The sequence below is a fragment of the Pseudomonas syringae pv. tomato str. DC3000 genome (genome assembly GCF_000007805.1).
GTDB lineage: Bacteria > Pseudomonadota > Gammaproteobacteria > Pseudomonadales > Pseudomonadaceae > Aquipseudomonas > Aquipseudomonas avellanae.
On sequence record NC_004578.1, the window covers coordinates 3,839,327 to 3,865,748 of the forward strand.

The following is a 26,422-nucleotide window of genomic DNA, read 5'->3' on the forward strand; positions in this document are numbered from 1 at the left end:
GACCTACTGAATTCGTTGAAAGAGCGTGCGCTCTGTATTGTTGAAAGCACCATGGGCGCGCCAAACACCTATTGCGATAGCGCCGGAGTTGCTGCTTGTGCCGTCACCCACAGCAGTGGAACTGAAAATAAGGTTAGAGCCGGGGACTGAAGTGCCCTGGTTAATTGAATTTCCGTAGGCGGTAATGACTCGCGCAAATGCGTATTGCCCAATGCCGGTAAGCCCCTGCGCCGCCACTTTGGCCCCGAGATTCAGGTCGCTGACCAGATAGTAAACCGCACTGTCGGCAGCGCGCCGCATGTAGGGCGCAGCTGTATTATCTCCTGCAAAGCCCACATGCGTGATTGAGTCAGCGACAGGCCGTGTCGCAACGCGCGTGTCAGTTTCGGCCTTTGTGTAAACATCGGCCTTGGCATAAACCTCAGTTTTTAGAGGCCGCTCCATATCACGAGCATCTGTTTCATTCTTGGTGTAGGCATCGGTAATGCCGTAAGCAAACAACGTGCTGCCGACGTTGGCTTTTTTGGACGGATCAAAGTTGCCGGAATACCAGAGATTCCCGAAGTCGGTGTTATCGACCGCCAACTTAACCTGACCTGCGGACGTATATCCGATCTTGATCAGGTTGTTTAACTGGCCTGCACCCGTGCCTTGCTGGACAGGAACAAAGCCAAGCTTTGTCTGAAGAAAATACGTCGTGTTGTCACTGGCGCGGCGCATATAGGGCGACGCAGGGTCGTTGGCCGCAAGCCCAATGTTCGTGATGCTGTCCGCCAACGGTCGTTGCGAATCCCGCGCATCGGTTTCAGCCTTGGTGTAGACATCGGCTTTGGCATAGACCTCTGTCCTTAAAGCCCGCTCGGACACTCGCTGGTCAACCTCCGCCTTGGTGTAGGCATCGGTGATGCCGTAAGCAAACAACGTGCTGCCCACGTTGGCCTTGGTGGCAGGATCAAAGTTGCCCGAATACCAGAGGTTGCCTAAATCAGTATTATCGACCGCCGCCTTAAGCCCGCTACCCGACCAGCCGAGCCTGACCTGATTGTTCAGTTGGCCCGCGCCAGTGCCCTGCTGCACAGGAACAAACCCGAGCTTGGGCTGTAACGCCGCCACCCGCGCATCAATTTCCGTCTTGCTGTAAGCATCAGCGATACCGTAACCGCCCAGGGTGGTCGGGTTGAAACCGGCCATCACCAGGCCGCGTCGGTCTACCGTGACCCTGTTGTAAGTACCGGGTAAAACGCCAGTCGGACCTGCCACTTGCTCGAACGCCAGCGCAGTCGTACCCAAGGTAATTGGCGCGTTTGTGGTCAACTGCCAGAGCGTGTCGAACAACGCGTCACCCTGCTCGACGCTAACCATCAGGTTAGGTGTCACCTCCACGCTCACATCCGCGTCAACAACGCGTAACCAGGCACCACCCGCAACGACCGAGTACAAACCATTATCTTTGCCGCTGGCCTGATTTTTCACCAGTACCCGGTCGCCTGCGACAAGCGCAACGCCGTCGACCGACTGGATGCCAGCAAGGACCACCGGGCCGGTCGTGGCAGCACGAACCGATTGTTTATTGTCGAGCCTGGAAAGCTCTTCCTGAATCCGCAGGTCCACAAAGGAACGTGTGGCCAGCACAACCGTTGGGTCAATACGCAGCTCGACGTTGCTGGTGTTGCTGACCAGCAGGTTGATGCGCACGATCTGCGTGCGCCCAGATCCCTGTGCCAGCAAAGGTTTGAAGGACGGCGCGCAGTTCGCAACCGCCACCAGATCCCCGTCCGTGTCGTACAGGCCAATTTCACGAATCCAGAAGCCGCCCACCTCTGCCGGGATAACCTGCTCGGCGATGATGATCGCGTTGTTGGCTGGATCAACCTTGAGCTGATTGAGCGGTGCACGGCGGCGTTCGTTGATCAGTTTTTTCTGTGAAGCATCGGGCACAGGGTCGGTGCCATTGGCATCCCCCACACCCATTTGAGCTATTTTCCAAGGCACGCCGAGGGCATCGGCGTTGGCCTGCTTGGCCGCACCGACATTAGTCAGGGTGGCAAAGAATTGCGAAGTCTGATCGATCATGCGAAGACATCCAGAGTATCGATAGTGGTTTCACGCCCACCCAGCCCCATATGCCCCGAGACTTCAATGTCACGCGGCACAGGTGGGTAAACATCGATTTCGTCGCCTTCAGAGACCGAAGCGGCGAGGTAGAAACGGCCGGTCGTTTCAAGGCTGATGGCCAGTTCCAGCATGTGACGGCTGACAGGCTTGGCGTCATCGATCAGGGCCGTCAGTTCCTGATACATCTCCTCGGTGATGCCGGTGTCCAGCACCCCCACCTTGAGCGCAAAAGTACCGGGGATTCCCTCAGGTACGGTCTGCCACCACTCCAGGACATCAATGAGGTAGCCCAGCGGCTCAACCACTCGGCGTATTGCACCGATTGTCCCTTTGCGTTCATGGATGAAGAACGACGCGGCGATGGCTGCCCGCTTTACCGGCTCAGACCAGGCTTCATCCCAGCGGTCTACCGACCAGGCCCACGCAAGGTGATAGAGCAAGTGCGCGGGACAGGTCTGTGGGTTGTAAAGCGTGCGCAAAGGGATCTTTGTGACTTCATCCGTGGCAACCTCAATGGCACGCTCAAGCGGGGAACTGTTGAGGGGGAGCAAGCTGGTCATCTCAACTACCCCGCGTCACGGTGAACGCTTCGCACCAGGCGGCCTGCGCCTTGGTCGGGCGGATGTCCGCCCAGCCCTGCAGATCCACCCGACTGACACCGCTGATGTGCAGCTGCGCGTCAATGCCAGATCGAGCCACCTCAAGGCCCAGGCGTCTCCTGGGGTTGATCCAGGCTCCCAGCCGGTTCTTGCATTCAGCCAGGGTGGCCTCGGTCTCAGGCCCGCTTCCCACCATGTGGATGACAGCGTTGATGCGGAAAGGCAGGATCTCAGCGCTCTGAACAATCAGGCGATCCCCCAAGGGGCGCACATCCTCGTCACTGAGGTTGAGCCGAACCGTCTCCAGCAGATCCGCTGACGCCACACCACTGCCTTCCAACGCGAGCACCGTAACCACCACGACTGCCGGGGTTGGGCTTTCCGCTGTAGCGTCGGCCACCTGACCAGAGGCGTTGCGCGCGTGAAGGATGTAACTGTTACGCGGGCCAGCAGTGGTCAGCCCCTCGTAAGCAAGCTGCACCCGCTCCCGAAGCGCATCGTCCTCTTCCATGACAGCTGCAGTAGGCGGCACTGCAACAGGGTCCGCTGCCTGTATCTCCAGACGTTTGAGATTGACGTTGGCTGCCAACTGATCAAGGTCGGCTTTCTGGGCGTATGCCAGCATCAAAGACTTTGCCGCATCGTTGACACGCGCCCGGTTCTGAAGTCGCCTGTAAGCCCCCAGCTCGAGCAATTTGGTGACCGGGTCGCTTTCCAGCAAGGCGCTCCAGTTGTCACCCATGTATTCGCGAAAGGCGGATAGCTCGCCCTGATACTCTTCTTCAAAGTCCAGGTCCTCAAGGACTTGCGGCGCTGGCAGCGCCGACAGTTCAATCAAGCTCACGCCGTCACCTCCAACACTGCATTGTCACCCAGATACGTCCCCTGCACTTCCAAGGTGACCTGGCCGTTCAGGACCGCAATCACCCTGACACGCTCAAGCCTCAGGCGAGGTTCCCAGCGCCCGAGCGATCTGGCCACCTCGGCCTGCACCGCACTTTTCCAGCCATCGTTCACAGGCAGGTCGACAAAGCGCCGGATCTTGCTGCCGTACTCCGGGCGCATTCGGCGGCTGCCGACGGGAGTGCCAAGAATGTCTTCGATGGACTGCCGCAGGTGCGCCAGGCCGGAGACAGGCTGACCGGTACGGCGATCCATTCCGATCATGAATTACTCCAGCGGTTCAAGGTCCGGGTGTGCACGCAGGTACTCCAGCGCGACGGTGTCATCTGCCTGCGCCGTGGCAATGCCCTTGGCGACAGCCAGGGTGCGGGCATCCGGCAGAATCAGCGTGCGCGAGGTGAACAGCGTGTCTCGATACATCCGCCCCGCTACAGCGAGCGCTGAAGGAGGCACGGCGTCCGGGACTGATTCAGCCGTAGGTGTGACCTGGCCGGTTGGTGCTGCCGGTTGATCAACAGAAGTCTTATCGATTTTTACGGTCGCCATGGGTTATCTCCAGACATTAAAAAGCCCGCAGTGCGGGCCGGGTCAGTGCTTGTGGTTGGCAGTGTTGCCACCGGTATCGATGATCTGGCCCCCGCCGCGAATATCACCGGCGACGGCGAGCGTTCCGCTGATCGTGACATTGCCATCCAAGGTGATCGTGGCGGCTTTTGCGGTGATCGCACTGTCGGTAACGACGGCCGAGCTGGCCCCGACCTTGATCGTCACCGTTCCGCCAGGCAGATCAATCGTGTACGTCTTGGCCTGCCAGTCGTAGATCAGGGAGCCGCCGTCGTCAAAGCGCCAGACTTCGACATGGTCGCGGTTATCAGGCTGGGCACCGGCATTGCCATACAGCCCAGGAATGAATGTGCCTTGCGACACGTCACCGCTGGCACTGAGCAACGTGCCCTGCTCACCAAGGGTCGGTGCCCGCCAGTGCCTTGCCTTGCCGGCCGCAACGCTGTGCCAGCGAACCCAGGCGCTGACCCAATCACCATCCGAAACGCGGCATACCGGAGGTGACGCGGCCAGGTCCAGTGCAACGACATAGCAATCCTTCACAACACCGGCCAGCATGCGGTCATGTTCAGCTGAGGCGTAACTCATCACATGTCCTCGGGCGACTGATACTGGCCTTCGTTGTCACGCCCGGTGTCGGGACTGAACGCGAACACCAGAGTGCCGGGCGGCTCATTTGGCCAAGGCCATTCCTCTTCGCCGAGGTAGATGCCTTGGGTCCACTCGACCACCCAGACCGCATAACCGTCCAGTTCCGGCCTCGACCAGTCCTGTGCGGCTCTGACGAACTCGGCGGGCTCGACCTCAAGCCCCCAGGTCTGCAACCTCAGCAGAACAGCCAGTTGCGAGGCCGCAAAGGCTGCCTGCTGCTGGCAATGCTCGCGCTCGGACCCCACGATCACCCGTGCTTCAAACCGGGCAATCAAGGCCGTTTCTCCTGTGCCCTGATCAATGCCTGGCTCAAACTCCACCAGTTCGATCAACACAGCCGGGACGGCGACTTGCTGAAGCATATCCGGCATGGTGCCGACATATTCAAGCCCGGCAATCGAGGCCCTGATGTGTTGTTCAATGGCTTCGTACAGTGAGTCAAGATTGAAAACTTCATCAGGCACGGGCAGTTCCTTTCAGGTACTTCATCAGCTCGTAGTTGAATTCCTGCTTGAGGATCTCCAACAGGCGTTCGTCGGCCTGTTTCACCCAGCTATCGAAGTGGGGCCTGGCCTCTTCCAGAGACACTTTGGCTTTGGCCAACGGAAAGCGGCTGCCGTTTTCTTCTATGAAGCCGGAGCGACGTTTGCCTTGTCTTGTTTCGGCGTAGGCACCTGAGTCGAAATGCTTGCTCGCGGTACGGATCCAGATATCAGGACTGCCGCCGTAAACCGTCTTAAAGAACGCGCCCTGATAACGGCGACCGGCCACGGATACGCCGGTACGGCTCTGCCGCGCACGGCCGATACGACTGGCAGAAATGGCATCCAGACCGAACCAAAGCTTACCGCGCATCGTGCCACCGCTGACCGGGTAGGCCCGAAGGCGTTGCCGAACGGCTGCGACCGCGATGCGCTCTTGCCGACCGACAGTCCTGGCAATGTGCGTTCGCAACCAACGAAGCGTCTTGTTGATGGCACGACGCTGAGCCGCTATCGCCGCCTTGGGAACCGCCGCTGCAAAGTCCTTGAACGCGTCCAGATCCGCCGAGGATGGCTGCAAGGTGATCATGCCGTCCTTGGCCGATTGCTTGTAGAAGCTGCCTACGCTCATGGGTTAATCCTCAAAATCAACGTCACCAGCGCATCCCCACCAGGCTCTTGGCGGATCAGCGTGTACGTGCCACCACCGTCCTGCACGGGCAGATCGATGCGCACCTGCTGCCGCTCGACAACGCCCTGCGCGTCGGCTACCCGAATCACCAGGTGCGGCTCGCGCAGCCCGGTATTGATCCGGCCCAGCTTGGGTTGCAGCCACGGTGCCGAGAACATGCCCGCCACCTCGCGCCCCTCAATGAACGCCGTGTCGCTCAGTACATCGAACACGGCGTCATCGAGAGTCCCGATCAAGTCACGGAACGCCATGACTACAGCGTCAGGCGGATCTGCGCCCGAGGTCGGGTGCAAAGGTGCAGCGGGTTGGACTGAGCTTCGCCCGCCACGCCCTTGCCGAACGGCAGCGTCTCCAGCTTGCTGTAGTACGGGATGCCCTGAGTGTTGACCGTTTCCATGTAGTCCGCTGGAGCGAAGGCCGAGATGTACAAGTCCGGTACGCCCTCAGGCACGAGCAGCGCCTCGTCGTCATTCACGAAAGCGATACCGGCGACCTTGCCACGGTAGCGCTCCCAGACGATGCCACCGAACTCGAAACTTTCTCGGGCATCACCCCGCAGCTCCGACGCCTGCGCCGAGTTGAGGTAGGTTTCTTTGACCGACTTGTGAACGATCAGCTTGTTCCAGAAGTTCTTGCCGCAGAACGCTCGCGAGCCGGTGCTGGTCACGCTGCCGAGTGCGTCCTCTTGCATGTCCAGCGCTTCGCCCGCTTTGACGCGCAACTCGGTACCTGCGTCGTTCAGGCCCATGGACAGGCTCTGACGCTGGACACCAAAGGCCGCGTAGATGTCCAGCAGCACGGTTTTGCCGTCCGCATCCAGCACTTTGCCATTGAGTGCGCCCATGCGCTGGAACTCGTGCGTGGCGTCGAGCTGGCGGCGTGCACGGGCCAGCCGGGTGTTGATCACGTCCTGAACAGCCTGCAGTTCAGTACGGGAACCGAATGCGCGAATGCCTTGAATCTCATCCGCCCGGATCGTGAAGCGCTCCGGCAGGTGGACGGTGTTGAACGGGATCATCTGACGCTTGGTACCGGTGACCACAAGACCGGAGCTACCACGCTCACCAGCCGGGACCAGCGCCAGGGTGTCGCCGTCCTTTTCGATCTGCACCGTCAGGGTCGCGATGCCCTCTTCCTGAAACAGACCGAGGCCACTGATGCGACCGGGCAGGTACGGTTGTTCGTTGATGGCAGCGGTGAGTGTGGAGACGCTGAATGCTTCGTCGTCGAAAATGGCGATATCGGCCATGAGGGTATTCTCCAGAAAAACGAAACCCCGCAAATGGCGGGGTCGGATAAACGAAAATGAATCAGGTTTGTGGCCGATAGATCGATCAGCGAAGGATGATGAACTGCTTGGCAAGCGCCTTCTCAGCGTCCAGATCCAGACCGGTCAGCAGCGTTTCAGCAACCTCTGCCAGACGTACGACGGCTCGGCCACGCCGAACAATGTCGGACTCAGGAAGCGGTGCGAAAAGAATCGCTGCGGCGATCTCGCTGCCGTCTTCGGCGGTTGGGTCGTAAGGGGCGAACTCACCCGAAGCGGTCACCAAGCCCAACAGCTGGCCCGCATTCAGGGCCTCACTGGCTGCCACGTTGATCGACTCTCGCGAGATGTTTCCGGCACCTTCGGAGAGAAGGAATTCACCGGCATGGATAGGCTCCATTTTGATGGTCATGGACGTGCTCCTGTAGAGGTCGGTTTCTTGCCACCCTGCGCCGCCCTGCGGGCCGCGTAGATGTCGTGGTGATCGGGTTGTCTGGCCTGAACCTTGGCCGGTGGATCGTCCTGCAGCGGCAGGCTGTTATCGATTTCAAAGCCCTTGCCGCTGCTGACCAGCGTCTCAAACAGACGCGCCTGAACGGCCTGCTTGTCCAGACCTGCGCTGACGAATTCGGCGGTCAGCTCCGGCAAGCGAGCCGCCACACAAAGGTCGCGCACGCCCTTGGCCTGGGTGATAGCCGCCTGCACCGTTGCTTGATCGGCAAGCTTGGTGGACGCAATCAAAGGCTCGATCAGGTTGTTGATGCCCGCCGCGCCGCAAGCTTTCGTAATCATCAGCGCCAAGGCGGATGCATCAGCCGGTTCAGGATCAGTTGGTGGATCAGTTTTCTCTGGCTCAGGCTCAACGGCGTTGAGCTGATCCAGCAAGGCCTTTGGCGTCTGGCGGAACCGCTGTATGGCAGCCCCCTGCCCCAGGCAGGCTTTGACCTCTACTCCCGCCCCGATCTCGTCGGCCAGGCCAAGCGCCAGTGCTTCCGGCGCGGTGAGCCAGGTTTCAGCGTTGACCATGCGCCGCAGCTCGACCTCGTCGATGTCCGGCGACTTGGCCTTGTACGCCGCAATGATGGCTTCCAGCGTCTGGTCCAGCACATCGGCGACCTTGCGCAGGTCCTCGGCATCACCGGCTGTGTAGGTCCACGGGTTGTGGATCATCAACATGGCGTTGGACGCCATGACCATGCGGTGTGCGCCACACGCGGCAACACTCCCGGCACTGGCCGCCAGCGCGTCAATCCGCGCCGTGCAGCGCTCACCCAGCCGGTTCAGCGCATTGTGAATTGCCAGCCCGTCGAACAGGTCGCCACCGATGGTGTTGAACGCAGCCACGATGGGCGACACGCCGTCATCAATGGCTTTCAGGTCCTGAATGAACTGATTGGCCGTAATGCCCCAGCCGCCGATCTCACCGTAGATGTAGATCTCGATGGTGGTCTGCTCGGCCTGGGTTTCAGCCTTGATGCGGTACCAGTTCTGGTCCTCGACCGCCAAGGCAACTGGGGCCTTGTTGAAAATGCGAAACGGTAACAGCGGTTTCATGGGTTCTCCTTCTCGTCGGGGTCCTCATCGAACGCCGACAAGGTGCTGTAGTTGAGGCCCAGTCCACGGGCTCGGGCCGCATCGGCGGCGTTTTCTTCATCCACGATCTCGGCATCGGTGCCGGTGCGCAGGCACATCTCACTGCGCGAGGCCAGGCCAGCGTTGATTTCCATCGTCCTTGATTGCACGTCCTGCACCGGGTGGATGTAGGACCAGCCTTGCGGTACCCAGCGCGTGCGCAGGTATTCACGGCGGCGTGCTGCGTAGTCGTCCAGTTGCAAAGCACCCGACAACACCGCCATGTCCATCCACGCCGCCCGGACGGGACGGCACAGTTGGTGGACATACACGCTGAACTGCAGCTGCTCCAGACGCCGACGAAACTCGTTGAGCACCACCCGGATGGTGCGGTCGTTGACGCCGCGCATGTCGCCGGTCATCAACTCATAGGGCAGCCCCGCACCGGCGGCTGCCGCCATAAGCTGCTGCCGCATGAAGTCGGGATAGTTATTGCCGCCATCAGGCGGTGTCGAGAATTCGACCTCCTCCCCCGGCAGCAGCTCCTGCATCGTGCCTGGCTCCAGCGCGACCATCGGCGTGAAGCCGTCGCCTCCGATCTTGATCGGCGCGCCCGTCAACGGGTCGAGCATGGGCGGACCGTCAGCAGAAGGCTTGCGGATGAAGCCCGCGAACAGGTTGGCTACCTCCTGACGGAACAGGACAGCATCGTCGAAGTTGTCCAGGCTGCGCAGTCTCTTGAGCACTGGTGCAAGCCGAGGAACACCGCGAAGCTGACCGGGCTCCACCGGCTCAAAGATGTGCAGCATCTGGCTGGCCGGGATACGCACCAGCATGTTGTAACCGGCGTTGATAGAGGTCATGTCACTGGGATGTGAGCGATAACACCAGTAGGCCACCCGCTTGCCGAATCCGTTGAATTCGATCCCGGCGCGGATGATGTTGCCGGTGCTGGTCACCTCAAACTTGTCATGCGGAACAAACTCAGGTGCCAGGCATTGCAACTGCAAGGGCACCGCTAAGCCGTCATCCATCCGCCTGGGCCGTAACCGGACGAAGCATTCGCCCGACTGCTCGACCGTCCGCGCGATCAAGGCTTGCTGGCCGTAGAAGTCGGTCAACTGATCGGCATCAGACTCGTCTACCCAGTCTTCCCACGTCTCCTGAAAGATACGGCGCAATTCCTTGTCCGCGATCCTCGGCTGCGGGGTGATGCCGGTGCCGATCAGGTTGCTGACCCTGCGATCAATCGCGTTGGCCGCGTAAGGGTCATTGCGCACTGCGGCTCTGGAGCGGGAGCGCAAGTTGCGCAGCGCGGGCATGATCAGGCTGTTGACGCCGGTATCAGGTGCGTCCCATGTGGCCGATCGGCGACCGTCGGCAGCGCCTTCGTAACTGGCCTTCATGCGCTCGGGCAGGACGAAGCCGGAACGTGTCAGGGTGGGGTAACGAGTACTCACAGGCCCTTGCCCCCATGGTAAAGACGGACAACGCGGGAGCGCGGACCGGCAGCGTTGGTCAGGCTGGTGCGGATCAGATCGCGAGCCTGGATCAGCTCATCAACCGAGCGGTACTCGACCGTCCGATCTGCGTAACGCACGATCTTCTCGCCACGCCCTATCGCTGCCTCGACGGCATCAAGGTGCTTCTGGGTGTAAGCCATATCAACGTCTCTTCAGATAGCCGCTGGTGGAAGCACGGCGTTGCGGGGGTTGCGGGGCCGGACGCGCCGGTGCTTGAACGGCAGCAGCAGCCACAGGCTGGGGTCGAGGTTCCGGCTTCGGTTCAGGTCTAGGCTCGACACTCAGGCGCTCGGCCACAGGGGCTTTTGCGTGACCGGTGTCGTCGAACAGACCGGCTTGAGCCAAGGCATTTTTGAGCCTGCCCCAGTCATGCTCGCCGTATCGATGCAGCCCCAGGTAATGCGCCATCGCCAGGCTGTACACCAGCAAGTCCAGCGCTTCGTTGCGCTCTGCCTTGCCCTTCACCCACTCGATGCGTTTGAAGCCTTTGACGTAGCGAGTAACCTTGCGTTCGGCGACGCATTGGGCAAAGAAGTCATCGGGCAAATCCTTGGGGAAATGCAACGCGCCCGGCCCGCTTTCCAAGTGGTAGCGGTTGTAGATCCAGTCCTTTGCGGTGTCGGTACCCACCATCCAAAGCTCCGCACCGTTGCGCTCGGTCTGGCCTTTCCACGTCACGTCCACCAGTGAGGGACGTTGAGCGATAACCGGCTTGCCGGGTTTGCTTGCGCCTTTGATGGCGAAGACATTGCGCCAACGCCGAACGCGACAGAACTGATAGACCTCGTGGGTGTGGTGTCCACCGGAGTCGACAGCAGTTGCCAGGATCGCCAAGCTGACGCCACAAGGATGGCGGTAACGCTCTTTGAGTTTTTCGTCCAGTGCCAGCCAGGTGCGATCATCGGCGGGGTCGCCCATGATCACCTGAAAGTCGACGATCCAGCGCTCCATGCCCTCGCCACAACCTACGACCATCATTTCAAGACGGTTAGCCTGCACGTCGACTGCAGACACCAGCGACAGAACACCAGTGGGCATGGTGCCCAACACGTAGTCTTCCAGCAGGGCTCTGGCTTGCAGCACCGCGGCTTTTGTTTGCTCTTGTGCGCTGTCCCATACCTTGGCAAGGCGGGTGTTGTAAAACACCTGCATGGGCTCAAGGTCGCCGCGATCCTGAGCCTTTTTGGCCTTCTCATATTGCTTGGCCAGTGATGACCAACTCTGCCAGCCCAGCGGGGCATACAACGCATTGAGGTGGAAACCCACCGTCTCACCGTCCCCGTCGGCATGTGAACGCCATTCGCCACGGGCGAGCATGTCACCCTTGTGAAACTCCTCGATCAGTACGTCGCAGTCAGGCCCGGCGCACTGGTAATGTACGGTGCTGAAATCAGGCGAGTACAGCAGGCGTTCCCACTCCAGGGTTTGCATGTGCCCACACGATGGGCATGGCACGTAGTAGTAGCGCTGGTCGCTGGTGGAGAACAGATCATCAATCCGCGATGCGCCCTTGATGGTCGGCGAGCTGGAGAAGTAAAACTTGGCGTTGCGGCCGAAGGTACTGCCCCGCGTCTCGGCCAGTTCTATCGGATCACCCTCATCATCAACGTCCACATCCCAGCGATCCACCTCGTCGCCGTAGACGAACCGAGCAGACAGCTCAGCAAGGTTCGCCGCAGAACCGGCTGTGGTGGCGAACAACGCCCCGCCTTCAAACTCTTTGGTGTCCATCGTGTTGCGTGCGTCACGCGAGCGCGGTGAGGCCACACGTTCGCGCAAGACCGGAGTGGCATTGATGGTCTTGCTGATCCGCGCTGACACTCGCTTCGCCAGGCTCAGGCTGGGCAGCAATGTCAGGATGTTTGAAGGCGACATGTGAATCAGCGCGCCGATCCAGTTCAAAGCGATCTGGGTTTTCATCAACTGCGACGCCACCATTGTGACGACCCGTTTGCAGGGGTGAGCCGGTGACAGGCACCGCATGGGCTCGCGGGCATAGGGTGTCCGGGCCGTTCGATATTGGCCGGGCTCTGCGGCTCCAGTGTCACGCGGGATGCGCATGTACTCATCGGCCCATTCATCGACCCAAAGCTCCGGGTCGGGCTCAAGCCCACGGCAATACGCCTCGCGGTACACCTCGGCACCGTCTGCGTATCCAGTGGGCATAGGTCTATTTCTCGGTCATGGCGTGTTCAAGGTCGGCGGTGGTCATGCGGGCGGCATCCTCAAAGATGCGGCGAAATGCGCCGGTCAGGTGTTTTTCGATTTGCCAGGGGTCAGTCATTGCAGCCAGCTCCGGGGCCAGTTGCGGAGAAAGGCCGAACATCAGGTCGCGCACGGTGCGGCCAGCGGTGAAGGCGGCTTTTGAAACCGCTTCCCGCACAACCAGATTGCCTTGAACCTTGTGGAACTCAGCCTCGGCCAACTGCCCGAGGTAGAACTCGCGGTGCGCTCGGGACTTCTGAAAGTCCGGGCCTTTGTTTGGGGGCTGCACCGCAGGTGTTTCGGCGCTCGGCAGAACTTGGCTGTAAACGTCGCGATCAACACGCCCCTCTTCATGGCGAGCCGCGACAGCGGCCTTGCTCGGATCAGCGGATTCGGCCAGCAGCGCTTCGGTGGCTTCCAGATCGATCTTGCCGTCCGGAGTGAGAACCAGGCGTTCCTGCTTTGCCAGTTTGGAAACGTAGGATTTGGCCCAGCCGCGCCGTGCTGCGAAGTCCGACTTGCTGATCACTGTCATGCTGAAATGTCCTGTTCACCCAATGAATATGGGGTGTTCACCTGTTCACCGTAGTTCACTAAGCTGGTGAACCGTCCGCTAACCAAATCCCGCGAGTCCGCAGCCCCGTGTACCCCGAATACCCCTAGGGTCCCCCCTCTCTCGGGGCGCACCAAAACAGGTCATTCGGCCCGAAACGCCGAGATGACGAGCCAGGCGCGGGTGGACGTGTGTAGATCCACGACCTACTTGCTCTGGCTGCGCAGGATCTGCGCGTCGACCTGATCGGCGCAGGTGTCGAGCAGCTTGATGGCCTGATCCTTCAGCTCCCAGACGTCGCCGTTCGAACGAAGGTCAGCCTCATCGGCGTTGATGCGTTCGCAAGGAACCAATTCAGGGGGTTCGATTCGGACTGCTGATGTTTTTGTTACCACCACCGGCTTTGCCGCGCAGGCCGTCAGGCAAAGGCTGAGAAGCCCAATCACGAACGGGCTTGCTGTTGCGCTTGAGGTCTTCAAATTCTTTCCTCGCCTGTTTGGCTTTGTTTTCGCTGGCCTTGATCCGTTGATTCAAGTCCTTCAGGTAGGCCGCATTACGCTGGGCCTCGGCACGCAACGTGGTGATGGTGGCCTCGCTTTCGAGGTTGGCGTCGAGCGCTTTCTTCTTGGCCGTGGCTTCCACTTCCACTTCGCCGCGCAATGCGACGACCCGGTACTGCTGAATACCGACGAGCAGTACGCCCACCAGCGCGATGATGATTGCAGCAGCGATAGCCTTCATAGGGAATCCACCTTCCGGCCAATGAAACGGGCCACCAATTCGCGAATGGCCGTAACGCCAAGAAAGCCAATCGTTCCACCTGCCGCTACCGATAAGCTGGGCGGCCAGGTCATCCACTCAATCAGGCTGGACGCGACCAGACTCAACGAACCGCAGATCAGCGCTTCGAACAAGATCCGGCGCTTACTGGTTTCTTTGGCGTCGTAGAGGATGCGCAGTAGAGAAACGACGATGGCCATGATCATGCCCTGCCACAGTGGATTTGAAATGGCCGCCACGATCCTGGCCCACGTATCTGGTTTGTCGGGCATGGTGCGCATCCGGTTACCCCCTTAGGGGTGAGCTGAAAAACAAAAAACCCGGCGCATTGGCCGGGTTTGATTGTTAGTGCGTTAGCCGCTATGCGGTCGCACCTATCGAAGATGACTACTTTTTACAGGTGGATTCCGGTGGCAGCAAGCCAGTATTAATGCCACCGACGAATATGTAGGCAACACAGCACCAACGCCCCGGCAATGTAGACGAATACCCTCAATCGGCCATTCGCTTTTTTTGCCCCTGTCCCACTGTCCCACTAGGCTAGAGACAGGTGGGACGCTTGAAGCCCCCGAAAACAAAGCGTTGTCCCACTGTCCTACCTTTATTGTTATTTCTCCGTGTAAAGAGAGAGTATTTAAACGCACGCTGACGCGCGCATAGCGCGTGATGGTGCCCGCTACGCTACATGTGGGAATGCTGGTTAAAGGTGGGACAGTGGGACGGAGCAACGCAGACGGGGCTAAAACCCGTCCCACCGCGTAGATAGGCAGTGGGACGAGGTAGGACAAGCGGGAAATAGCGAGCCCCCTCAAGCAGCCTTACCCCACAGCAGCCCTTGAATGCTCAGGTGTGCTTGATGCAGCCGGTCATAGTAGGTCTGCCGACTGCAGCCGCAGTGGGTGATTTTTTGATGCAGGAAACTGTCGCTGTTGCAGTAATGCTCACGCACGACCAACGCCAGCTCGGGTGCCAGGTGCTTGTTGACGATCAGCTCTATGTCGGCAGACTCATCCAGCAGAACACGGCTGCCCCGCGTACCGCGTATCAGCTCCCCTTTGCACTCCATCAGCATGGCGATCATATTCCCGCCTGCAGCGGTTCCACCCGACGCAGGGGAATGCAGGTCTTCAGCCCAAAGTTTCAACATCGCATCAATTCGTTTAATCATCGAAGCACGGCTCATCAAACTTCTCGACAACCAGATCTGACGTCCGGCCCCAGTTCGCGGGCTTTTTGTATACCCACTGTCGTAAGCCACTCTTCGACAGCACCGATGATCGCGCCCGCTTCCACCCCAGGCGGTGCATGATTGCGCCGACGCGCATCTGCTCTGGCTTGCCCCAGTGCCCAGCATCAAGCTTCAGCGCTGTGCCCAACAGCTCATTACCGCTGGTGGTTTCGCCGATCTGTGACTCTTCCAGCCAATTCAGAATCAGCCCTTCCCACTCGTCGACCACGAAGCGCTCGTCCTGTGCCTCGGCAAACATGGACGACTCGTCACGATTGACCCACCAGATCTCGCCTGCCTGGAAGCAAAACATCGCCTCAGCCCACAACTGATCACGTATTTCACGTAGTTGCTCAAGTTCGACCTTCGTACAAGCAACAGGCCAGTAGCGTCGGTTGCCGGTCGCGTCCTTAAGGTATTCTTCTTGGTTGGTCGTACCCACGAAAACACACTGGCGTGGCACGTCGTTTGTTCTCCGGCCATAGCTTTCTCGGTAGGTGTCTGTCGAAGCAGAGAAGAACTGCTTGGCCTTGGTACTCTCGGCCTTGTTGAAGCTGTCCAGCTCGCCCAGTTCGACAATCCACTTGCCACGAATAGCCTGAAAGCCATCCTTGTCGCCGAGCGCAAAGGGGGTGTCCATGAACCAGTCGCCCCCGAGGATGCTCATCGCGGTTGACTTACCAGCGCCCTGTGCGCCTTCAAGGATCAGGACCGAGTCAGCCTTACAGCCAGGCCGCATCACCCTCGCGACCGCCGAGATCATCCACCGTTTACCGACCTTCTTGACGTACTCAGAGGGTTCTACCCCCATGACATCGATGAGCCATTGTTCCAATCGCGGCACTTGATCCCACTCAAGCTTCTGCAGGTACTCACGCACTGGGTGAAAGGCGTGGTCGTGAGCAACAATGCTCACCGCCTCGATGACGCTGGAAGCTTTGACCCGAAGGTTGTAGACCTGAGCAAGCCACTTCATGACCCGCATATCATCGATATCAGCCCAGTCGCCAGTACCACCGCCGTAAGGCGCGGCCCGCAACTTGACGATCTTGGAACTGAAGGCACTGAAGCTGATGACACCAGCCCAGCGTTCGTCGTTGCCGAGTATCAGCTCGATATTCTGCATATGGGCAATGAGCGCGCCGTTCTCACTGCGTGCCAACTGGTCTTTCCAACCACCTGCTGCAGGGGGCCTGACGACCGCTAACACCTGACGGCGGACGGCCTCTAAACCCTCGGCGACATGTAGATCATTGAAGTCAGTCCATTTGTCATGACGCTCAACCGAGAAGATAGGCGCAACCACCTGACCACCAACGATCAGGGCGGCGTTGGTAGCCTTTTCCTCGCCCGGGTTCCAAAGCTGCCCATTCGGGCGTTTGGTCTTCCAGTCATCGTCGCGGCAGATGATTATCGGTCGACCGGGAAGACGGTCACGCATCAGCTTGGCGACGGCGAGCAGGTTGCCCGCATCAAAAGCAATGGCGACTCCGTATGAAGTCGCCATGTGCAGGCTAGCGCCAGTGGCGTATCCCTCACAGATCAGTAACGGCTCACCCGGCTCAGGCTCAGGGCCGATCAAATGAAACGCACCTTCCTTTGACATGCCGTAGGGCCAGTAGGATTTGTCACGCCCGGTATCCTGTTGCTTTTCCGGGTAGATCACTTGCAGGCCGACTATCTGATCGCGGGCATTGCTCATCGGGACCAGCACAGCACCTGAACGCGGCGCGTAACGAACACGAAACCCCACGATCTGCTTGCGATCCAAATAGGCGCTTTTGCCTTTATCAGGCATGCGTTTGAACATACCCGTCGCCCGACTGGCCGCACGACGGGAAGCATTAGCGGCGATCTCGGCTGCGCGCCGCTTCGCGTCCTCTTGGCGAACGCGCATGACCTCGCGCTCTTCAGGCGACATTCGACCAGTTTTCACCTTGATCTTCTGCGACTCACCCGAACGCCAGTCACCAAAACTACCGAAGATCAGCGACTCGTTCTTTTCAGTCCGATGCTCGTGAATGACGTACCAACCATTCTTTTCCTTTCCCTTGTCCTGGGATGTCTTGCAACGGGTTAACTTGCCGAACACCAACGGTTGAGCAGGCTCAAGGCCGTAGTCAGCGAATTGCCCCAGCACCTCATCGAGCATGACGGGCCTCACGCAACTCCAACAGGGATTGGCAGGTCAGGCATTGCGTACAACCGGGCAAGGCCATCCGTCGTGCATCGGGAATAGCCTCTTCACAGGTTTCGCAAAAAAGAAACGAGTGAATCGTGAGTAAAGGTTTGGCCGCACGCCGAGCCGCTAGGGCTTGATCTATACGCTCTTGCACCAGGTCATTAGCAAAATCGGCAATGTCAGCCATGGTCAGTACCCCGCGTCGTCTGATTGACGTAGGAGGCGCGGTTGAACAACCCGAGCAAGCCTTGAATGCCTCGGAACACCTGCAGACGTATCTCAGCCAGTTCCTGATCGCTCACGACACCATCGCCGATACTCTTCGCCCACGTCTCGGCAAGATTGGCGACCTGATGGAAGTATTCTGCAATGCCGGTGGTCAACGTCTCTGGCATGTCGTTGGTATAAGCCTCTGCCAACTCCTGCCAAGTCGTATCACCGACCAAGGCATGCACTGCGTCCAGAATACGGCGGTCCTTGGTAAGCTCCAGGATCTCACCGAACTCTTGAATGTTGACTGTGTGGCTCGGGTGAGTCGGTGAAAGCTTGTGTTGCAGGGTGGTGGGGTTTCTGCCCGTGGTGACAGCAATTGCAGCAGCGCCGCCAGGGTAGTCCCTTGCAGCATGGTAAAGCGCCAGATCGAGCGGCAGGATCTCCCGCTGCGCCCGTTCAACACAACTCAGAGCAATTCGGCTCATGGCATTAATCCTTGTAAGTTGCCAGTGCCGCGCAGCATGTAGTGGTGATACATTTGCCGCGTGGCTTGAAAGGGTCCACACGCCGGTCTTACCGGCACCGTGCCGAGGCAAACGATCCGTCGTTTACCCCTGGCGCAACAGCTGCCCGCTCTGTGGTGGAAGAGGCAGCAACTCAAGGCATCCGTGCCTTGAAAACGCGATGAAGACCAACGGATTGCATGTGGTGTGCCCGTCAACCTTAATCGCGGCCCGGCTCCGCTGTGGTGGCGCGTGCTGGGGGAATCAGGGCGATCAAAGTGTCGCCCTTTCTCTCACTTATTGTTTTTGTGTGGTGCTGATGCGTTGAGTAACCATGACGCGTCGAAGGGTTGGCCTCTCTGTGATGCAGCTATCGCAAGTTTTACCGAATAGCTGGTTTCTCCCGTGTACTCAGTTCGAGGTAGACAACCCGAACGTCGCCATTTGTTAAGGGCTTGACTGCTGCGATCACAAATTTTAGCGGCTGCGCCGATTCCCCCTACGGCCTCAAAAGCAAGAGCAATTGCGCTCGGATATTCCGCTGGATCCAACATAACGACCTCGATAATCAACTGCTGGTTGATATTAAATGCCAACTGACTTTTGCGCAAGCCCCGTGCAACCATCAACCTATGGTTGATAAAAATGAATTGCGCGTTGCATTTAGCTCACGCCTGCGAGAAGCATTGAACGATGCTGGGGTTCGCACGCGAGGCAGAGGCGTGGACGTCCATAAACAGCTCAAAGTGATGGGCGTTTTCAAAACGACTCAAGCCATAAGCAAATGGCTAAACGCAGAGGCGATCGCTGAGGCTGACAGCATGGAGGCGCTCTGCTCTTGGCTAGGAATACGCCGTGAATGGCTGGAATATGGGGTAGGCCCGAAGACTAATGACATTCATGTGTACTCCTCGGATCCTAAAAACATCTCCGGGAGCAACATCGTTCCGCTCCCCAACACATCAGGCAAGGTACCGCTTATTTCTTGGGTACAAGCAGGAGCTTGGTGTGAGACGTATTCGAATGTAGAGTCTGAAAGTGCAGAGTCATGGCTATCATGCCCAGTCCCAATAAGCAGTAGCGGGTATGCACTCAAGGTGCGAGGGGACTCAATGACCAATCCAGGTCTTGGCAGAAGCTATCCCGCAGGCTGCATAATTTTCGTCGATCCTGAAGTAGAAGTTCATACAGGCGATAGAGTTATAGCGAGATTGGATAGAACTAACGAAGCGACATTCAAGGTTTTTGTAGAAGATGCAGGACAGCAATTTTTAAAGCCTATAAATCCTCAGTACCCGATAATAAAGATAACTGAAGAAACGCATATTTGCGGCAAGGTCATTGGTTCATTTATCCCCGAATGACCTTAGCTTTAGTATTAGAAATCTAAAGACTCAATGATATCATCAAGTACCTTATCCATTCCGTACTTCATACCGTTTACCAACATATACAAGTCACGAAAAGTATCATAACTTTCCTTGGTTCCCATGTCTTTGCTATTGTATGACACCATGTGATTAAACTCTACCCAATCCTCGTCCCGCATTCCAGCTAGGGATTCTATGCTTTGCCTGCCTGGGTAGTAAAATAAAGCAAAGTGGTCATCTCCTCTCTTAACCGAAGACCACTTATACTTTTTATCAAATATAAAAAAAACTTCACCATCGTTATGCCCTGGCCATACATCCGATATCTTGCTTTGATTGGCAATCATTGCGTTCGCGGCGACTACAATTTTACTCATGGTCTACTCCCTGATATATCATCTATGTTCTGCACATTGAGAGATCTAACTTTCTCTCGAAGCTCGCTGATAAGTGCGCGCTTCTTCTCCTCTGTAAGCGGCTTAGCTTTTCCGACGGGAGGATCGAACACAAGCTCTAACTTCTTAATCTGAACATCCATCAAAATGAGCAGCTTATCATTCCCTCTGATCTGGCCTAAAAGATCGTGAAAAATATTCGATATAGTTTGTGCATTACCAGACTCTGCAGCATTGAAGTTATTCAAAAGCTCTAACTTTTCTTTTATTTCTGAAAGGGTGAGCTGATGAGAATATCCAAACAGCAAAGAAAATGCAGAAGCTATCTCCTTGCGTTTAAATACGAAAATCCCTATCGCAATGCCAGATGCTATTGAGGAGGTAACATCTGCAACGAAACTTACTAAATCAACCCAATCTTTCCATGTCATTCACTGCCTCCTAAGCTTTGGCTATCAGCCGTTTTTCGACCAATCAATTGGGATTCACGAGCATTGACCCGTGGGCAATCTCCACAGGCGTTGAAGGTATACGCATACATGGATCAAGTGCAATATATCAACCTGCGGTTGACTTGACCCACCTTCTGGTTGATATTTGCCTCACTCTTCCACCACAGAGCGAGGCAACACCATGCACACCACAGCAACCCTGCACGTCCATCCCAGGGTCACTGATCCGCTACGCGTCTTCGAGGTGCGTCACCTAGCCAACGTGGCTGGCTGTACCTTCGTCGCCAGCAAGCCCAAGAAGCCTAGCCGTAGTCATCCTGCGCCCTTCGATCCGAACGACGGAGGGCACGCGGCATGAGCAGATACAAACTCGATGCCAAAACACTGGCCTTGCTCAAAGCGCAGGCCAAGCTCACTGAAACGTTCAACCACACCGTTCGCTCCACAAAAAGTGGTGCCCTGCCCTTTCGCCTCAAGGTCGAACACGCCTCCGCGGAAACCCAGTTCAGGGTCGAGGTGGGTAATCAACGCCACTCCCTGACGCTGCCAAACACCCCAAAGATGCACCTCCTGCTGGCAGCTTTTATCGAAGAGATAGCTAACGGTCCGCTCGATCTAGGCACATCCGCAGCAAAGCGCATCGATGGAAAATACAACCTCCTCGACGAGCAACTGAGTCTGCAAGTCTTCGATCTGGTACGCAGGGGCGGCATGCTAAGCCTGGACGTTGGGCTTGAACAGCCCATCCATGTCTCGATTCATCGCAACAAAACCCGTACAGCAGCAACGACCCTTATGACTATCGGAGTCAGGCAGCCTCGGACCAAGTGCTTCACGCTGTCCGGTCCAGATGCCGAAATCCATGAAAAGGTTGTCGAGTCCATCAATCACCTGGCCAGCATTGCGACTCCAGCAATGCAAGCGGCTTAGGAGGAAGCATGGAACGCACCTTGGCTCAGACCGCAAAACAACTTGGCATCAGCAGACCCAAGCTCATCTCTCTGATGAGGGAAAAGGCACTACTCAATGAACGAAACCTTCCCGCCTACCCCACGCGGGATCGCGAGTACATGCGCGTCAAGGACAGTAGCTGGTTCCATCACCAGTTGGGCATGCAGTACAGCCAGTCAACCAGGGTAAAGCAGCCCGGCATACGCTGGCTCGCTGAACAATTGGGGCTGGCTGCGCCTGAAATACCGGCCGACAAACGTGACGTGGCCTAGGGAATATGCTCGCCAGATCGTCGCGCTGCATACGCGGGAAGAACGCAATGCAGCGCTTCTGGAAGTTCCGGAACACCTGCGCGAGCTGACCAAACGACACTGCCTGAACAGCTGGAACCACCCCAAGCGGAGAAAACCGAATGAACCAAGAAGCGATTGACCGTTTGCTGATTGACTTGCTGCGCATTCCGCCAGAACAGCGCACTCAGAACGACGTTGCTGCTGTCATTGCTGGCATTAACTCAGCCGCGCGACTTGAAGCTGTCGCGGCAACGCCATTGCAGCAGGAGCAATTCAAGTTGCTGGCCATCACTGAGTTTTTGGCATGCGAACTTCAAATGGTCGATGCCCACGTCACGCTCGACCTTAGCATCACTCAACCCCAATGGATCCCTCTCACCCTCACGATGCGTCGACCTTGCGGAGGTTACGTATTTGGGCGCGGACGTACAGCACAAGAAGCGCTCATGGACATGTACGACTACATTCCCCCACCCAAAGAAGCTGCGGCATGAAGGAGCACAGCCAGAATCCGCTACGTCTGATGCCAGCACCGGACGCGGCTACCGTCGAACTGCTGTATCGGACCTTCGGAGATGTACTCATCCCCCTAGACAAGCTGCGCGAGCAGTACTTCCGAAACCTCAACGAGCGGTCGTTTGTTGCCGAGATTGAGAACGGACGAATCCCGCTCCCGATCACCACCTTGGACACAAGCCGCAAAGCACCGAAGTTCGCGCACATTCGGCACGTCGCAGCTCTGATCGACATCCGTGCATACAAGGCCGATGAAGAGATGGGCAATTCTCAAACTGAATCAGAATCACCGATATAACCCAAACGGCTGCCACCACCAGCCGAGCCACCCCACCAGGAGCACACCACATGACTACGATTCAAATCTGCGTGTTGATCGGACTCATCATTTCCGCCGGCCTGCTTTTATGTTTTGGCTACATGATGGGCCGTAGCGACGGCATCGAAGTTGGCATCACGAACGGCGAACAAGTACCGCGCGAACAAGACGTTCTGGCGATCCATGAGCTTGAAGCATCATTGAGGCTGATCCGCACAGACAATGAGCAATTGGCGCGACACTGCGAAAGACTCCAGCGAGGTATGGCGTTTGGTGCGCAAGAACGAGTCGCGCTGAACGATATAGCCGAGAAACTGAGAATCGCTGCAGAGACTTTCAGCGCGTTTCGTACCGGCAAAAAACTAGAACGCGATTGTTTGGTGCTACGGCAGCAGGCGTTGCAAATGGCTGAAGCGCTCGGCGTATCAGACCAGCAGGTGAACGCAGCATGAACCGATCTATCCCCCTGCTGCGGCTCAGCCCGCAAGCTGCTGGCGACCTGCACCGGCAGCACACCAAAGCCATTGCCGAACTCCGTGCTACGACCCGCTTCAACAAAGAGCTGAACAATCGACTTAGGTCGATGATTGGCCCTGACGCTTTGCGTACCTTGCGAAAGGACGTCGAGAACGCACTGCTACTGGCCGATCTGGTCGAGGAGAATGACCAGGCGCATGTGCTTTACGTCGTCGGCACAAAACCAGAAGCGTCCGATGAATCAACTTGCAACCAAGCATCGGAGGAAAGCGGCAGTGATCGCTCACAGACTAACCACCAGCCGCAAGCCGCTTTGCTCCGCAACAGCAGTTGGAGCACCACACAAAAAACAAATAGTCTCTGCTGCACAGCAGCAGGCATTACTGCTCTTCCCAGCTGCACCACCGAAGCGCCTGTACCCCACGAAAAGCTGCGCGAGGCAGCCACTCATGATGCAACGCTAATCGCTCAAAATCGCCCGCCCGCGCAGCCTGTGGTGGGGGGTAAGGCACTGTCGCAGATCTGTGATAAACCATTCCAACCAGAGTGCCCCGTGAAAGAGCTGTACCGTTTCCCCAGCGATCATGAACCCAGCCTCTCGCATGTTGGACTGAGATGTACGAAGTGTGGCCTGCAGGCTAGCGCGACGGTCGCGAATGAGGTGACAGCATGACCTCACTCAATCGCCCACCCTTCGATTTCAAAACCCAATACAGCCTGGGCTTCAACGCGCAAGACGATGAGATTGTTGTCGACTTCTTCTGCGGAGGTGGCGGCGCGGGTACCGGTCTGGAAATGGGTCTCGGCCGAAAAGTCAGCGTGGCCAAGAACCATAGCGCTGCAGCGATCAGCATGCACACAGCCAACCACCCCGGCGCGAAGCACTTCACAACCGATGTATTCGACGGCGATCCGGATACCGAATGCGGTGGCAAGGCGGTGGGCTGGTTCCACATGAGCCCGGATTGCACCCACCACAGCCAGGCTGCTGGCGGGCAGCCACGCAAGCGCGAGATCCGCAATCTGTCTTGGATCGGCTTGAAGTGGGCAGGCAAGAAGAAACCCCGCGTCGTCAGCCTAGAGAACGTAAAGCAGATCCTGCAATGGGGGCCGCTGGTGGCCAAGCGCTGCAAGTCGACCGGGCGGGTCGTGAAGCTTGGCGGCGGCATTGCAGCACCTGGTGAGGTTGTGCCGGTCGATCAGCAGTTTCTGGTGCCAGACCCTGCCCGGCGTGGCCAGACATGGGCGGTGTTCGTGGCCGAGCTGGAGCGCTTGGGCTATGCCGTCGAGTGGCGTGTGGTCCGAGCGTGCGACTTCGGCGCGCCTACCAGCCGGGAACGTTTGTTCATGATTGCCCGTTGCGACGGCCAGTCAATCGTATGGCCAGAGCCGACACACGCCAAGCGCCCCTCCAAAGGCCAACAACCTTTGAAGAGCGCCGCCGAGTGCATCGACTTTTCCGACCTCGGCAAAAGCATCTTCGAACGCAAGAAGGACTTGGCCCAAGCAACTCTGCGCCGAGTCGCGAAAGGTATGAAGAAGTTCGTCATCGACAACCCGGCTCCGTTCATTGTCCCGATTGCGAACTGGTCGAGCGAGGCAGTGCAATCTATAAACGAGCCGCTGCGTACCGTTACGTCATATCCAAAGGGCGGCGCATTCTCGGTCGTCAGTCCGGTCATCGCACCAGCAACCCATCAAGTTAGGGAACGCATCAACGATCCGTTGGAACCATTGCCTACGATCACCTGCGCCAACCGTGGTGAGCTGACGCTGATCAACAACACAACGGGCCACGGACCGACGGACCTGGCCAATCCAGTGTCGACAATGACGACGGGTCAGCACCACGCCCTTATGGCCGCAAATCTGGTGCATCTGCGCGGCAACTGTGATGCACGAGACGTGAACGATCCGCTGCACACAGTCAGCGCAGGAGGCCAGCACCACGGACTGGTCACGGCGTTTATGGAGCGGCAGTTCGGAGCCAGCGTCGGCCAGCCCTTGGACGAGCCAGCCCCCACGGTAACGGCGGGCGGTGGAGGCAAAAGCTCGGTCGTATCACTCAGACTGTCCCCTGAGCATGAGAAAGGCGCTCTTCGTGTAGCAGCGTTCCTGATCAGCTATTACGGAACTGAGAACGTCAGCGGCGCAGGCGAGCCAGCACCCACGATCACAACCAAGGATCGCTTAGCACTGGTCACCGTCATGGTCAAGGGCACGCCCTACGTGATCGTCGATATCTGCCTTCGAATGCTCAAACCGTCCGAGCTGTACAAGGCTCAGGGCTTCCCGGCCGACTACGTCATCACCCACGGCGCCGACGGTAAGCCCTTTACCAAGACCCAGCAGGTGCATATGTGCGGCAACAGCGTCAGCCCTCCTCCGATGGCCGCACTTGCCAAAGCCAACGACCCGTGGCGACAGATCGAACTCTGCAAGGAGGCAGCATGAGCCGCACCGGAGCGCGTGACAAAGCGCGCAGACAGCTTACCGAGACACTGGCTTTATTGACTCAGGCAGTCTCACTACTGAGCAAATCGCGGGTGGTGCTCAAGCGGTCGCGGTCTACAGATGCTGCTGAGTGCTTGGCAATGATCGAATCATTTTGCAGTTGTCCGTTGCCCACACATCCCAACCAGCACCCTGACAACCTGGCCGTAGACCGGTTTGCTACTGCGATGAAAACGAAGCTTGCCGAGGGTCGCGCCAAAGGCCGGGATAGCTGGGACATGCCGTGGGTGAAAGACCAGCAGCTCGCAGAACATCTGGTTAAGCACTTGCCAAAGGGTAACTCTGGCAATTTTGAAGACATAGCCAACTTCGCAATGATGCTGCATCAACGAGGTGCCGATCCCCATGAGCTGACTGTGGCCTACGCCGCAATTCGGCAGGGCTCAGATCAATGACTCCCAACGCATCCCAGCAACGCCAGAGGAAACAAATCATGGCAGCAGCCCAGAACATAGATCGCCTTCTGCGCCTTGACGAGGTACTTCACACTACGGGCCTCGGTCGGAATACCGTCTATCGCAGAATCAGGGAAGGCACCTTTCCGAAACAGGTTAGAATAGGCCCTAACTCAGTTGCCTGGCGGCAGTCAGAAATCGCTCGATGGATCACAGATCTATCACCCAGCAACGACTAACCAGTACATTGATTAGTACATCTAAAACGCGGCCTAGCCTATAGGCCGCGTAATTCAAGCATTGCAGGTCATAAATTGGAAATCTTCAAAGAATTTACATTCGAGTCAGCACATCTTCTCCCCCACGTTCCGGCGGGGCATAAGTGTGGACGTCTGCACGGGCATTCGTTTCGTGTCGGCATTCATCTGGCTGGCAAGGTCGATCCTCATACAGGCTGGATCCGGGACTTCTCGGAAATCAAAGCTATTTTCAAACCGCTGTACGAGCGTCTTGATCATAACTACCTGAATGACATCCCAGGTCTTGAGAATCCAACCAGCGAAAACCTGGCGAAATGGATCTGGAATGAGTTGAAGCCATTGCTGCCTGAGCTATCGGCTATCCGGATTCACGAAACCTGCACCAGTGGATGTGAATACCGCGGGGACTGACGATCTCGGTAAATAAAAAACCACCTCGAACAGACTGT

General features: G+C 57.7%; 37 protein-coding genes. 12 read left to right on the forward strand and 25 right to left on the reverse strand.

Features of this window, described 5'->3' with window-relative positions:
- Positions 1-3: 3 nt before the first annotated feature.
- From PSPTO_RS17565 to PSPTO_RS17670, 23 genes are all read right to left on the reverse strand, one after another.
- Entirely contained in the window at positions 4-2,073 is a 2,070-nt protein-coding gene (locus PSPTO_RS17565; RefSeq protein WP_011104529.1) for a phage tail protein, read from the reverse strand.
- Positions 2,070-2,675: a phage tail protein I gene (locus PSPTO_RS17570; protein ID WP_011104530.1), complete on the reverse strand. Its 606-nt coding sequence runs from the start codon at positions 2,673-2,675 to the stop codon at positions 2,070-2,072. Before PSPTO_RS17570 ends, PSPTO_RS17565 begins: the two co-directional genes overlap by 4 nt.
- A gap of 1 nt (position 2,676) precedes the next feature.
- Positions 2,677-3,558: a baseplate assembly protein gene (locus PSPTO_RS17575; protein ID WP_011104531.1), complete on the reverse strand. Its 882-nt coding sequence runs from the start codon at positions 3,556-3,558 to the stop codon at positions 2,677-2,679.
- Positions 3,555-3,881, reverse strand: a complete 327-nt coding sequence (locus PSPTO_RS17580; protein ID WP_007244785.1) for a GPW/gp25 family protein — start codon at positions 3,879-3,881, stop codon at positions 3,555-3,557. The genes PSPTO_RS17575 and PSPTO_RS17580 overlap by 4 nt, the downstream gene beginning before the upstream one ends.
- A gap of 3 nt (positions 3,882-3,884) precedes the next feature.
- Positions 3,885-4,163 (reverse strand): hypothetical protein, encoded by a 279-nt coding sequence (locus PSPTO_RS17585; RefSeq protein WP_007244786.1) that lies wholly within the window; start codon positions 4,161-4,163, stop codon positions 3,885-3,887.
- A 42-nt stretch (positions 4,164-4,205) separates the two neighbouring features.
- A complete protein-coding gene (locus PSPTO_RS17590) occupies positions 4,206-4,769 on the reverse strand; it encodes a phage baseplate assembly protein V (RefSeq protein ID WP_007244787.1) in 564 nt (187 codons plus the stop codon).
- Entirely contained in the window at positions 4,769-5,296 is a 528-nt protein-coding gene (locus tag PSPTO_RS17595) for a hypothetical protein (RefSeq protein WP_011104532.1), read from the reverse strand. Before PSPTO_RS17595 ends, PSPTO_RS17590 begins: the two co-directional genes overlap by 1 nt.
- The gene (locus PSPTO_RS17600) at positions 5,289-5,945 is read right to left on the reverse strand and encodes a hypothetical protein (RefSeq protein ID WP_007244789.1); all 657 of its coding nucleotides are present in this window, start codon (positions 5,943-5,945) and stop codon (positions 5,289-5,291) included. Before PSPTO_RS17600 ends, PSPTO_RS17595 begins: the two co-directional genes overlap by 8 nt.
- Complete coding sequence (locus tag PSPTO_RS17605; RefSeq protein WP_007244790.1) at positions 5,942-6,256, reverse strand: head-tail joining protein; 315 nt, start codon at positions 6,254-6,256, stop codon at positions 5,942-5,944. The genes PSPTO_RS17600 and PSPTO_RS17605 overlap by 4 nt, the downstream gene beginning before the upstream one ends.
- A gap of 2 nt (positions 6,257-6,258) precedes the next feature.
- Complete coding sequence (locus PSPTO_RS17610) at positions 6,259-7,254, reverse strand: major capsid protein (RefSeq protein WP_011104533.1); 996 nt, start codon at positions 7,252-7,254, stop codon at positions 6,259-6,261.
- A gap of 85 nt (positions 7,255-7,339) precedes the next feature.
- Positions 7,340-7,684 (reverse strand): head decoration protein, encoded by a 345-nt coding sequence (locus PSPTO_RS17615; protein WP_011104534.1) that lies wholly within the window; start codon positions 7,682-7,684, stop codon positions 7,340-7,342.
- On the reverse strand, positions 7,681-8,826 hold the full coding sequence (locus PSPTO_RS17620; protein WP_011104535.1) for a head maturation protease, ClpP-related: 1,146 nt from the start codon (positions 8,824-8,826) through the stop codon (positions 7,681-7,683). The genes PSPTO_RS17615 and PSPTO_RS17620 overlap by 4 nt, the downstream gene beginning before the upstream one ends.
- Positions 8,823-10,304 carry a phage portal protein gene (locus PSPTO_RS17625; RefSeq protein ID WP_011104536.1) on the reverse strand — a complete coding sequence of 494 codons (1,482 nt, stop codon included), beginning with the start codon at positions 10,302-10,304 and terminating at the stop codon, positions 8,823-8,825. The genes PSPTO_RS17620 and PSPTO_RS17625 overlap by 4 nt, the downstream gene beginning before the upstream one ends.
- A complete protein-coding gene (locus PSPTO_RS17630) occupies positions 10,301-10,507 on the reverse strand; it encodes a phage head-tail joining protein (RefSeq protein ID WP_003377401.1) in 207 nt (68 codons plus the stop codon). The genes PSPTO_RS17625 and PSPTO_RS17630 overlap by 4 nt, the downstream gene beginning before the upstream one ends.
- Position 10,508: 1 nt before the next feature.
- Positions 10,509-12,533: a phage terminase large subunit family protein gene (locus PSPTO_RS17635; RefSeq protein WP_011104537.1), complete on the reverse strand. Its 2,025-nt coding sequence runs from the start codon at positions 12,531-12,533 to the stop codon at positions 10,509-10,511.
- Between the two features lie 4 nt (positions 12,534-12,537).
- Positions 12,538-13,107: a hypothetical protein gene (locus PSPTO_RS17640; RefSeq protein ID WP_011104538.1), complete on the reverse strand. Its 570-nt coding sequence runs from the start codon at positions 13,105-13,107 to the stop codon at positions 12,538-12,540.
- Positions 13,108-13,331: 224 nt separating this feature from the next.
- Positions 13,332-13,520 (reverse strand): hypothetical protein, encoded by a 189-nt coding sequence (locus PSPTO_RS30270; protein ID WP_235023099.1) that lies wholly within the window; start codon positions 13,518-13,520, stop codon positions 13,332-13,334.
- Positions 13,480-13,866: a hypothetical protein gene (locus tag PSPTO_RS17645; protein ID WP_011104540.1), complete on the reverse strand. Its 387-nt coding sequence runs from the start codon at positions 13,864-13,866 to the stop codon at positions 13,480-13,482. Before PSPTO_RS17645 ends, PSPTO_RS30270 begins: the two co-directional genes overlap by 41 nt.
- Positions 13,863-14,186 (reverse strand): phage holin, lambda family, encoded by a 324-nt coding sequence (locus PSPTO_RS17650; protein WP_003377395.1) that lies wholly within the window; start codon positions 14,184-14,186, stop codon positions 13,863-13,865. Before PSPTO_RS17650 ends, PSPTO_RS17645 begins: the two co-directional genes overlap by 4 nt.
- 527 nt (positions 14,187-14,713) lie before the next feature.
- Entirely contained in the window at positions 14,714-15,073 is a 360-nt protein-coding gene (locus PSPTO_RS17655; RefSeq protein WP_011104541.1) for a hypothetical protein, read from the reverse strand.
- Positions 15,066-17,285 (reverse strand): VapE domain-containing protein, encoded by a 2,220-nt coding sequence (locus PSPTO_RS17660; RefSeq protein ID WP_011104542.1) that lies wholly within the window; start codon positions 17,283-17,285, stop codon positions 15,066-15,068. Before PSPTO_RS17660 ends, PSPTO_RS17655 begins: the two co-directional genes overlap by 8 nt.
- On the reverse strand, positions 17,275-17,502 hold the full coding sequence (locus PSPTO_RS17665) for a TraR/DksA family transcriptional regulator (protein ID WP_011104543.1): 228 nt from the start codon (positions 17,500-17,502) through the stop codon (positions 17,275-17,277). The genes PSPTO_RS17660 and PSPTO_RS17665 overlap by 11 nt, the downstream gene beginning before the upstream one ends.
- On the reverse strand, positions 17,495-18,013 hold the full coding sequence (locus PSPTO_RS17670) for a phage regulatory CII family protein (protein WP_005767964.1): 519 nt from the start codon (positions 18,011-18,013) through the stop codon (positions 17,495-17,497). The genes PSPTO_RS17665 and PSPTO_RS17670 overlap by 8 nt, the downstream gene beginning before the upstream one ends.
- Positions 18,014-18,486: 473 nt before the next feature.
- Between PSPTO_RS17670 and PSPTO_RS17675 the strand changes: the two genes are divergently transcribed.
- The gene (locus PSPTO_RS17675) at positions 18,487-19,395 is read left to right on the forward strand and encodes a LexA family protein (RefSeq protein ID WP_226992640.1); all 909 of its coding nucleotides are present in this window, start codon (positions 18,487-18,489) and stop codon (positions 19,393-19,395) included.
- Positions 19,396-19,409: 14 nt separating this feature from the next.
- Here PSPTO_RS17675 and PSPTO_RS17680 read toward each other — a convergent pair whose 3' ends face one another.
- The gene (locus PSPTO_RS17680; RefSeq protein ID WP_057443160.1) at positions 19,410-19,778 is read right to left on the reverse strand and encodes a hypothetical protein; all 369 of its coding nucleotides are present in this window, start codon (positions 19,776-19,778) and stop codon (positions 19,410-19,412) included.
- The gene (locus tag PSPTO_RS17685; protein WP_057443161.1) at positions 19,775-20,227 is read right to left on the reverse strand and encodes a hypothetical protein; all 453 of its coding nucleotides are present in this window, start codon (positions 20,225-20,227) and stop codon (positions 19,775-19,777) included. Before PSPTO_RS17685 ends, PSPTO_RS17680 begins: the two co-directional genes overlap by 4 nt.
- Before the next feature lie 202 nt (positions 20,228-20,429).
- On the opposite strand from PSPTO_RS17685, the gene PSPTO_RS29925 reads away from it, so the two are divergent.
- The 11 genes from PSPTO_RS29925 to queD all read left to right on the forward strand — a co-directional run bounded on the left by PSPTO_RS29925 (position 20,430) and on the right by queD (position 26,384).
- Entirely contained in the window at positions 20,430-20,606 is a 177-nt protein-coding gene (locus PSPTO_RS29925) for a hypothetical protein (protein ID WP_162839069.1), read from the forward strand.
- Positions 20,603-21,178 (forward strand): hypothetical protein, encoded by a 576-nt coding sequence (locus tag PSPTO_RS17690; protein WP_011104546.1) that lies wholly within the window; start codon positions 20,603-20,605, stop codon positions 21,176-21,178. Before PSPTO_RS29925 ends, PSPTO_RS17690 begins: the two co-directional genes overlap by 4 nt.
- 8 nt (positions 21,179-21,186) lie before the next feature.
- Positions 21,187-21,471 (forward strand): phage antirepressor KilAC domain-containing protein, encoded by a 285-nt coding sequence (locus tag PSPTO_RS17695; RefSeq protein ID WP_011104547.1) that lies wholly within the window; start codon positions 21,187-21,189, stop codon positions 21,469-21,471.
- Between the two features lie 140 nt (positions 21,472-21,611).
- The gene (locus tag PSPTO_RS17700) at positions 21,612-21,986 is read left to right on the forward strand and encodes a hypothetical protein (RefSeq protein WP_011104548.1); all 375 of its coding nucleotides are present in this window, start codon (positions 21,612-21,614) and stop codon (positions 21,984-21,986) included.
- Entirely contained in the window at positions 21,983-22,306 is a 324-nt protein-coding gene (locus PSPTO_RS17705) for a pyocin activator PrtN family protein (RefSeq protein ID WP_011104549.1), read from the forward strand. Before PSPTO_RS17700 ends, PSPTO_RS17705 begins: the two co-directional genes overlap by 4 nt.
- Positions 22,307-22,356: 50 nt before the next feature.
- Positions 22,357-22,779, forward strand: a complete 423-nt coding sequence (locus tag PSPTO_RS17710) for a hypothetical protein (RefSeq protein ID WP_011104550.1) — start codon at positions 22,357-22,359, stop codon at positions 22,777-22,779.
- On the forward strand, positions 22,776-23,477 hold the full coding sequence (locus PSPTO_RS17715; protein WP_057443162.1) for a hypothetical protein: 702 nt from the start codon (positions 22,776-22,778) through the stop codon (positions 23,475-23,477). Before PSPTO_RS17710 ends, PSPTO_RS17715 begins: the two co-directional genes overlap by 4 nt.
- Positions 23,474-25,258 (forward strand): DNA cytosine methyltransferase, encoded by a 1,785-nt coding sequence (locus PSPTO_RS17720; protein ID WP_011104551.1) that lies wholly within the window; start codon positions 23,474-23,476, stop codon positions 25,256-25,258. Before PSPTO_RS17715 ends, PSPTO_RS17720 begins: the two co-directional genes overlap by 4 nt.
- Positions 25,255-25,713, forward strand: coding sequence for a hypothetical protein (locus tag PSPTO_RS17725; RefSeq protein ID WP_011104552.1), 459 nt, complete (start codon positions 25,255-25,257; stop codon positions 25,711-25,713). Before PSPTO_RS17720 ends, PSPTO_RS17725 begins: the two co-directional genes overlap by 4 nt.
- Before the next feature lie 38 nt (positions 25,714-25,751).
- Positions 25,752-25,952, forward strand: coding sequence for a helix-turn-helix transcriptional regulator (locus PSPTO_RS17730; protein WP_005760693.1), 201 nt, complete (start codon positions 25,752-25,754; stop codon positions 25,950-25,952).
- Between the two features lie 75 nt (positions 25,953-26,027).
- Positions 26,028-26,384: a 6-carboxytetrahydropterin synthase QueD gene (queD, locus tag PSPTO_RS17735; protein WP_005760695.1), complete on the forward strand. Its 357-nt coding sequence runs from the start codon at positions 26,028-26,030 to the stop codon at positions 26,382-26,384.
- Positions 26,385-26,422 lie beyond the last annotated feature (38 nt).

Coding starts and splice junctions, on each gene's coding strand:
- PSPTO_RS17565 (WP_011104529.1), bottom strand. CDS start 2,073: ATGATCGATCAGACTTCGCAATTCTTTGCCACCCTGACTAATGTCGGT.
- PSPTO_RS17635 (WP_011104537.1), bottom strand. CDS start 12,533: ATGCCCACTGGATACGCAGACGGTGCCGAGGTGTACCGCGAGGCGTAT.
- PSPTO_RS17725 (WP_011104552.1), top strand. CDS start 25,255: ATGAGCCGCACCGGAGCGCGTGACAAAGCGCGCAGACAGCTTACCGAG.
- PSPTO_RS17690 (WP_011104546.1), top strand. CDS start 20,603: ATGAGCAGATACAAACTCGATGCCAAAACACTGGCCTTGCTCAAAGCG.
- PSPTO_RS17640 (WP_011104538.1), bottom strand. CDS start 13,107: ATGACAGTGATCAGCAAGTCGGACTTCGCAGCACGGCGCGGCTGGGCC.
- PSPTO_RS17685 (WP_057443161.1), bottom strand. CDS start 20,227: ATGACATGGAAAGATTGGGTTGATTTAGTAAGTTTCGTTGCAGATGTT.
- PSPTO_RS17610 (WP_011104533.1), bottom strand. CDS start 7,254: ATGGCCGATATCGCCATTTTCGACGACGAAGCATTCAGCGTCTCCACA.
- PSPTO_RS17650 (WP_003377395.1), bottom strand. CDS start 14,186: ATGCGCACCATGCCCGACAAACCAGATACGTGGGCCAGGATCGTGGCG.
- PSPTO_RS17655 (WP_011104541.1), bottom strand. CDS start 15,073: ATGATTAAACGAATTGATGCGATGTTGAAACTTTGGGCTGAAGACCTG.
- PSPTO_RS17620 (WP_011104535.1), bottom strand. CDS start 8,826: ATGAAACCGCTGTTACCGTTTCGCATTTTCAACAAGGCCCCAGTTGCC.
- PSPTO_RS17585 (WP_007244786.1), bottom strand. CDS start 4,163: ATGGCGACCGTAAAAATCGATAAGACTTCTGTTGATCAACCGGCAGCA.
- PSPTO_RS17730 (WP_005760693.1), top strand. CDS start 25,752: ATGGCAGCAGCCCAGAACATAGATCGCCTTCTGCGCCTTGACGAGGTA.
- PSPTO_RS17710 (WP_011104550.1), top strand. CDS start 22,357: ATGACTACGATTCAAATCTGCGTGTTGATCGGACTCATCATTTCCGCC.
- PSPTO_RS17590 (WP_007244787.1), bottom strand. CDS start 4,769: ATGAGTTACGCCTCAGCTGAACATGACCGCATGCTGGCCGGTGTTGTG.
- PSPTO_RS17665 (WP_011104543.1), bottom strand. CDS start 17,502: ATGGCTGACATTGCCGATTTTGCTAATGACCTGGTGCAAGAGCGTATA.
- PSPTO_RS17580 (WP_007244785.1), bottom strand. CDS start 3,881: ATGATCGGAATGGATCGCCGTACCGGTCAGCCTGTCTCCGGCCTGGCG.
- PSPTO_RS17695 (WP_011104547.1), top strand. CDS start 21,187: ATGGAACGCACCTTGGCTCAGACCGCAAAACAACTTGGCATCAGCAGA.
- PSPTO_RS17570 (WP_011104530.1), bottom strand. CDS start 2,675: ATGACCAGCTTGCTCCCCCTCAACAGTTCCCCGCTTGAGCGTGCCATT.
- PSPTO_RS17705 (WP_011104549.1), top strand. CDS start 21,983: ATGAAGGAGCACAGCCAGAATCCGCTACGTCTGATGCCAGCACCGGAC.
- PSPTO_RS17600 (WP_007244789.1), bottom strand. CDS start 5,945: ATGAGCGTAGGCAGCTTCTACAAGCAATCGGCCAAGGACGGCATGATC.
- PSPTO_RS17630 (WP_003377401.1), bottom strand. CDS start 10,507: ATGGCTTACACCCAGAAGCACCTTGATGCCGTCGAGGCAGCGATAGGG.
- PSPTO_RS29925 (WP_162839069.1), top strand. CDS start 20,430: ATGCACACCACAGCAACCCTGCACGTCCATCCCAGGGTCACTGATCCG.
- PSPTO_RS17680 (WP_057443160.1), bottom strand. CDS start 19,778: ATGAGTAAAATTGTAGTCGCCGCGAACGCAATGATTGCCAATCAAAGC.
- PSPTO_RS17715 (WP_057443162.1), top strand. CDS start 22,776: ATGAACCGATCTATCCCCCTGCTGCGGCTCAGCCCGCAAGCTGCTGGC.
- PSPTO_RS17670 (WP_005767964.1), bottom strand. CDS start 18,013: ATGAGCCGAATTGCTCTGAGTTGTGTTGAACGGGCGCAGCGGGAGATC.
- PSPTO_RS17720 (WP_011104551.1), top strand. CDS start 23,474: ATGACCTCACTCAATCGCCCACCCTTCGATTTCAAAACCCAATACAGC.
- PSPTO_RS17700 (WP_011104548.1), top strand. CDS start 21,612: ATGAACCAAGAAGCGATTGACCGTTTGCTGATTGACTTGCTGCGCATT.
- PSPTO_RS17660 (WP_011104542.1), bottom strand. CDS start 17,285: ATGCTCGATGAGGTGCTGGGGCAATTCGCTGACTACGGCCTTGAGCCT.
- PSPTO_RS17615 (WP_011104534.1), bottom strand. CDS start 7,684: ATGACCATCAAAATGGAGCCTATCCATGCCGGTGAATTCCTTCTCTCC.
- PSPTO_RS17605 (WP_007244790.1), bottom strand. CDS start 6,256: ATGGCGTTCCGTGACTTGATCGGGACTCTCGATGACGCCGTGTTCGAT.
- PSPTO_RS17645 (WP_011104540.1), bottom strand. CDS start 13,866: ATGAAGGCTATCGCTGCTGCAATCATCATCGCGCTGGTGGGCGTACTG.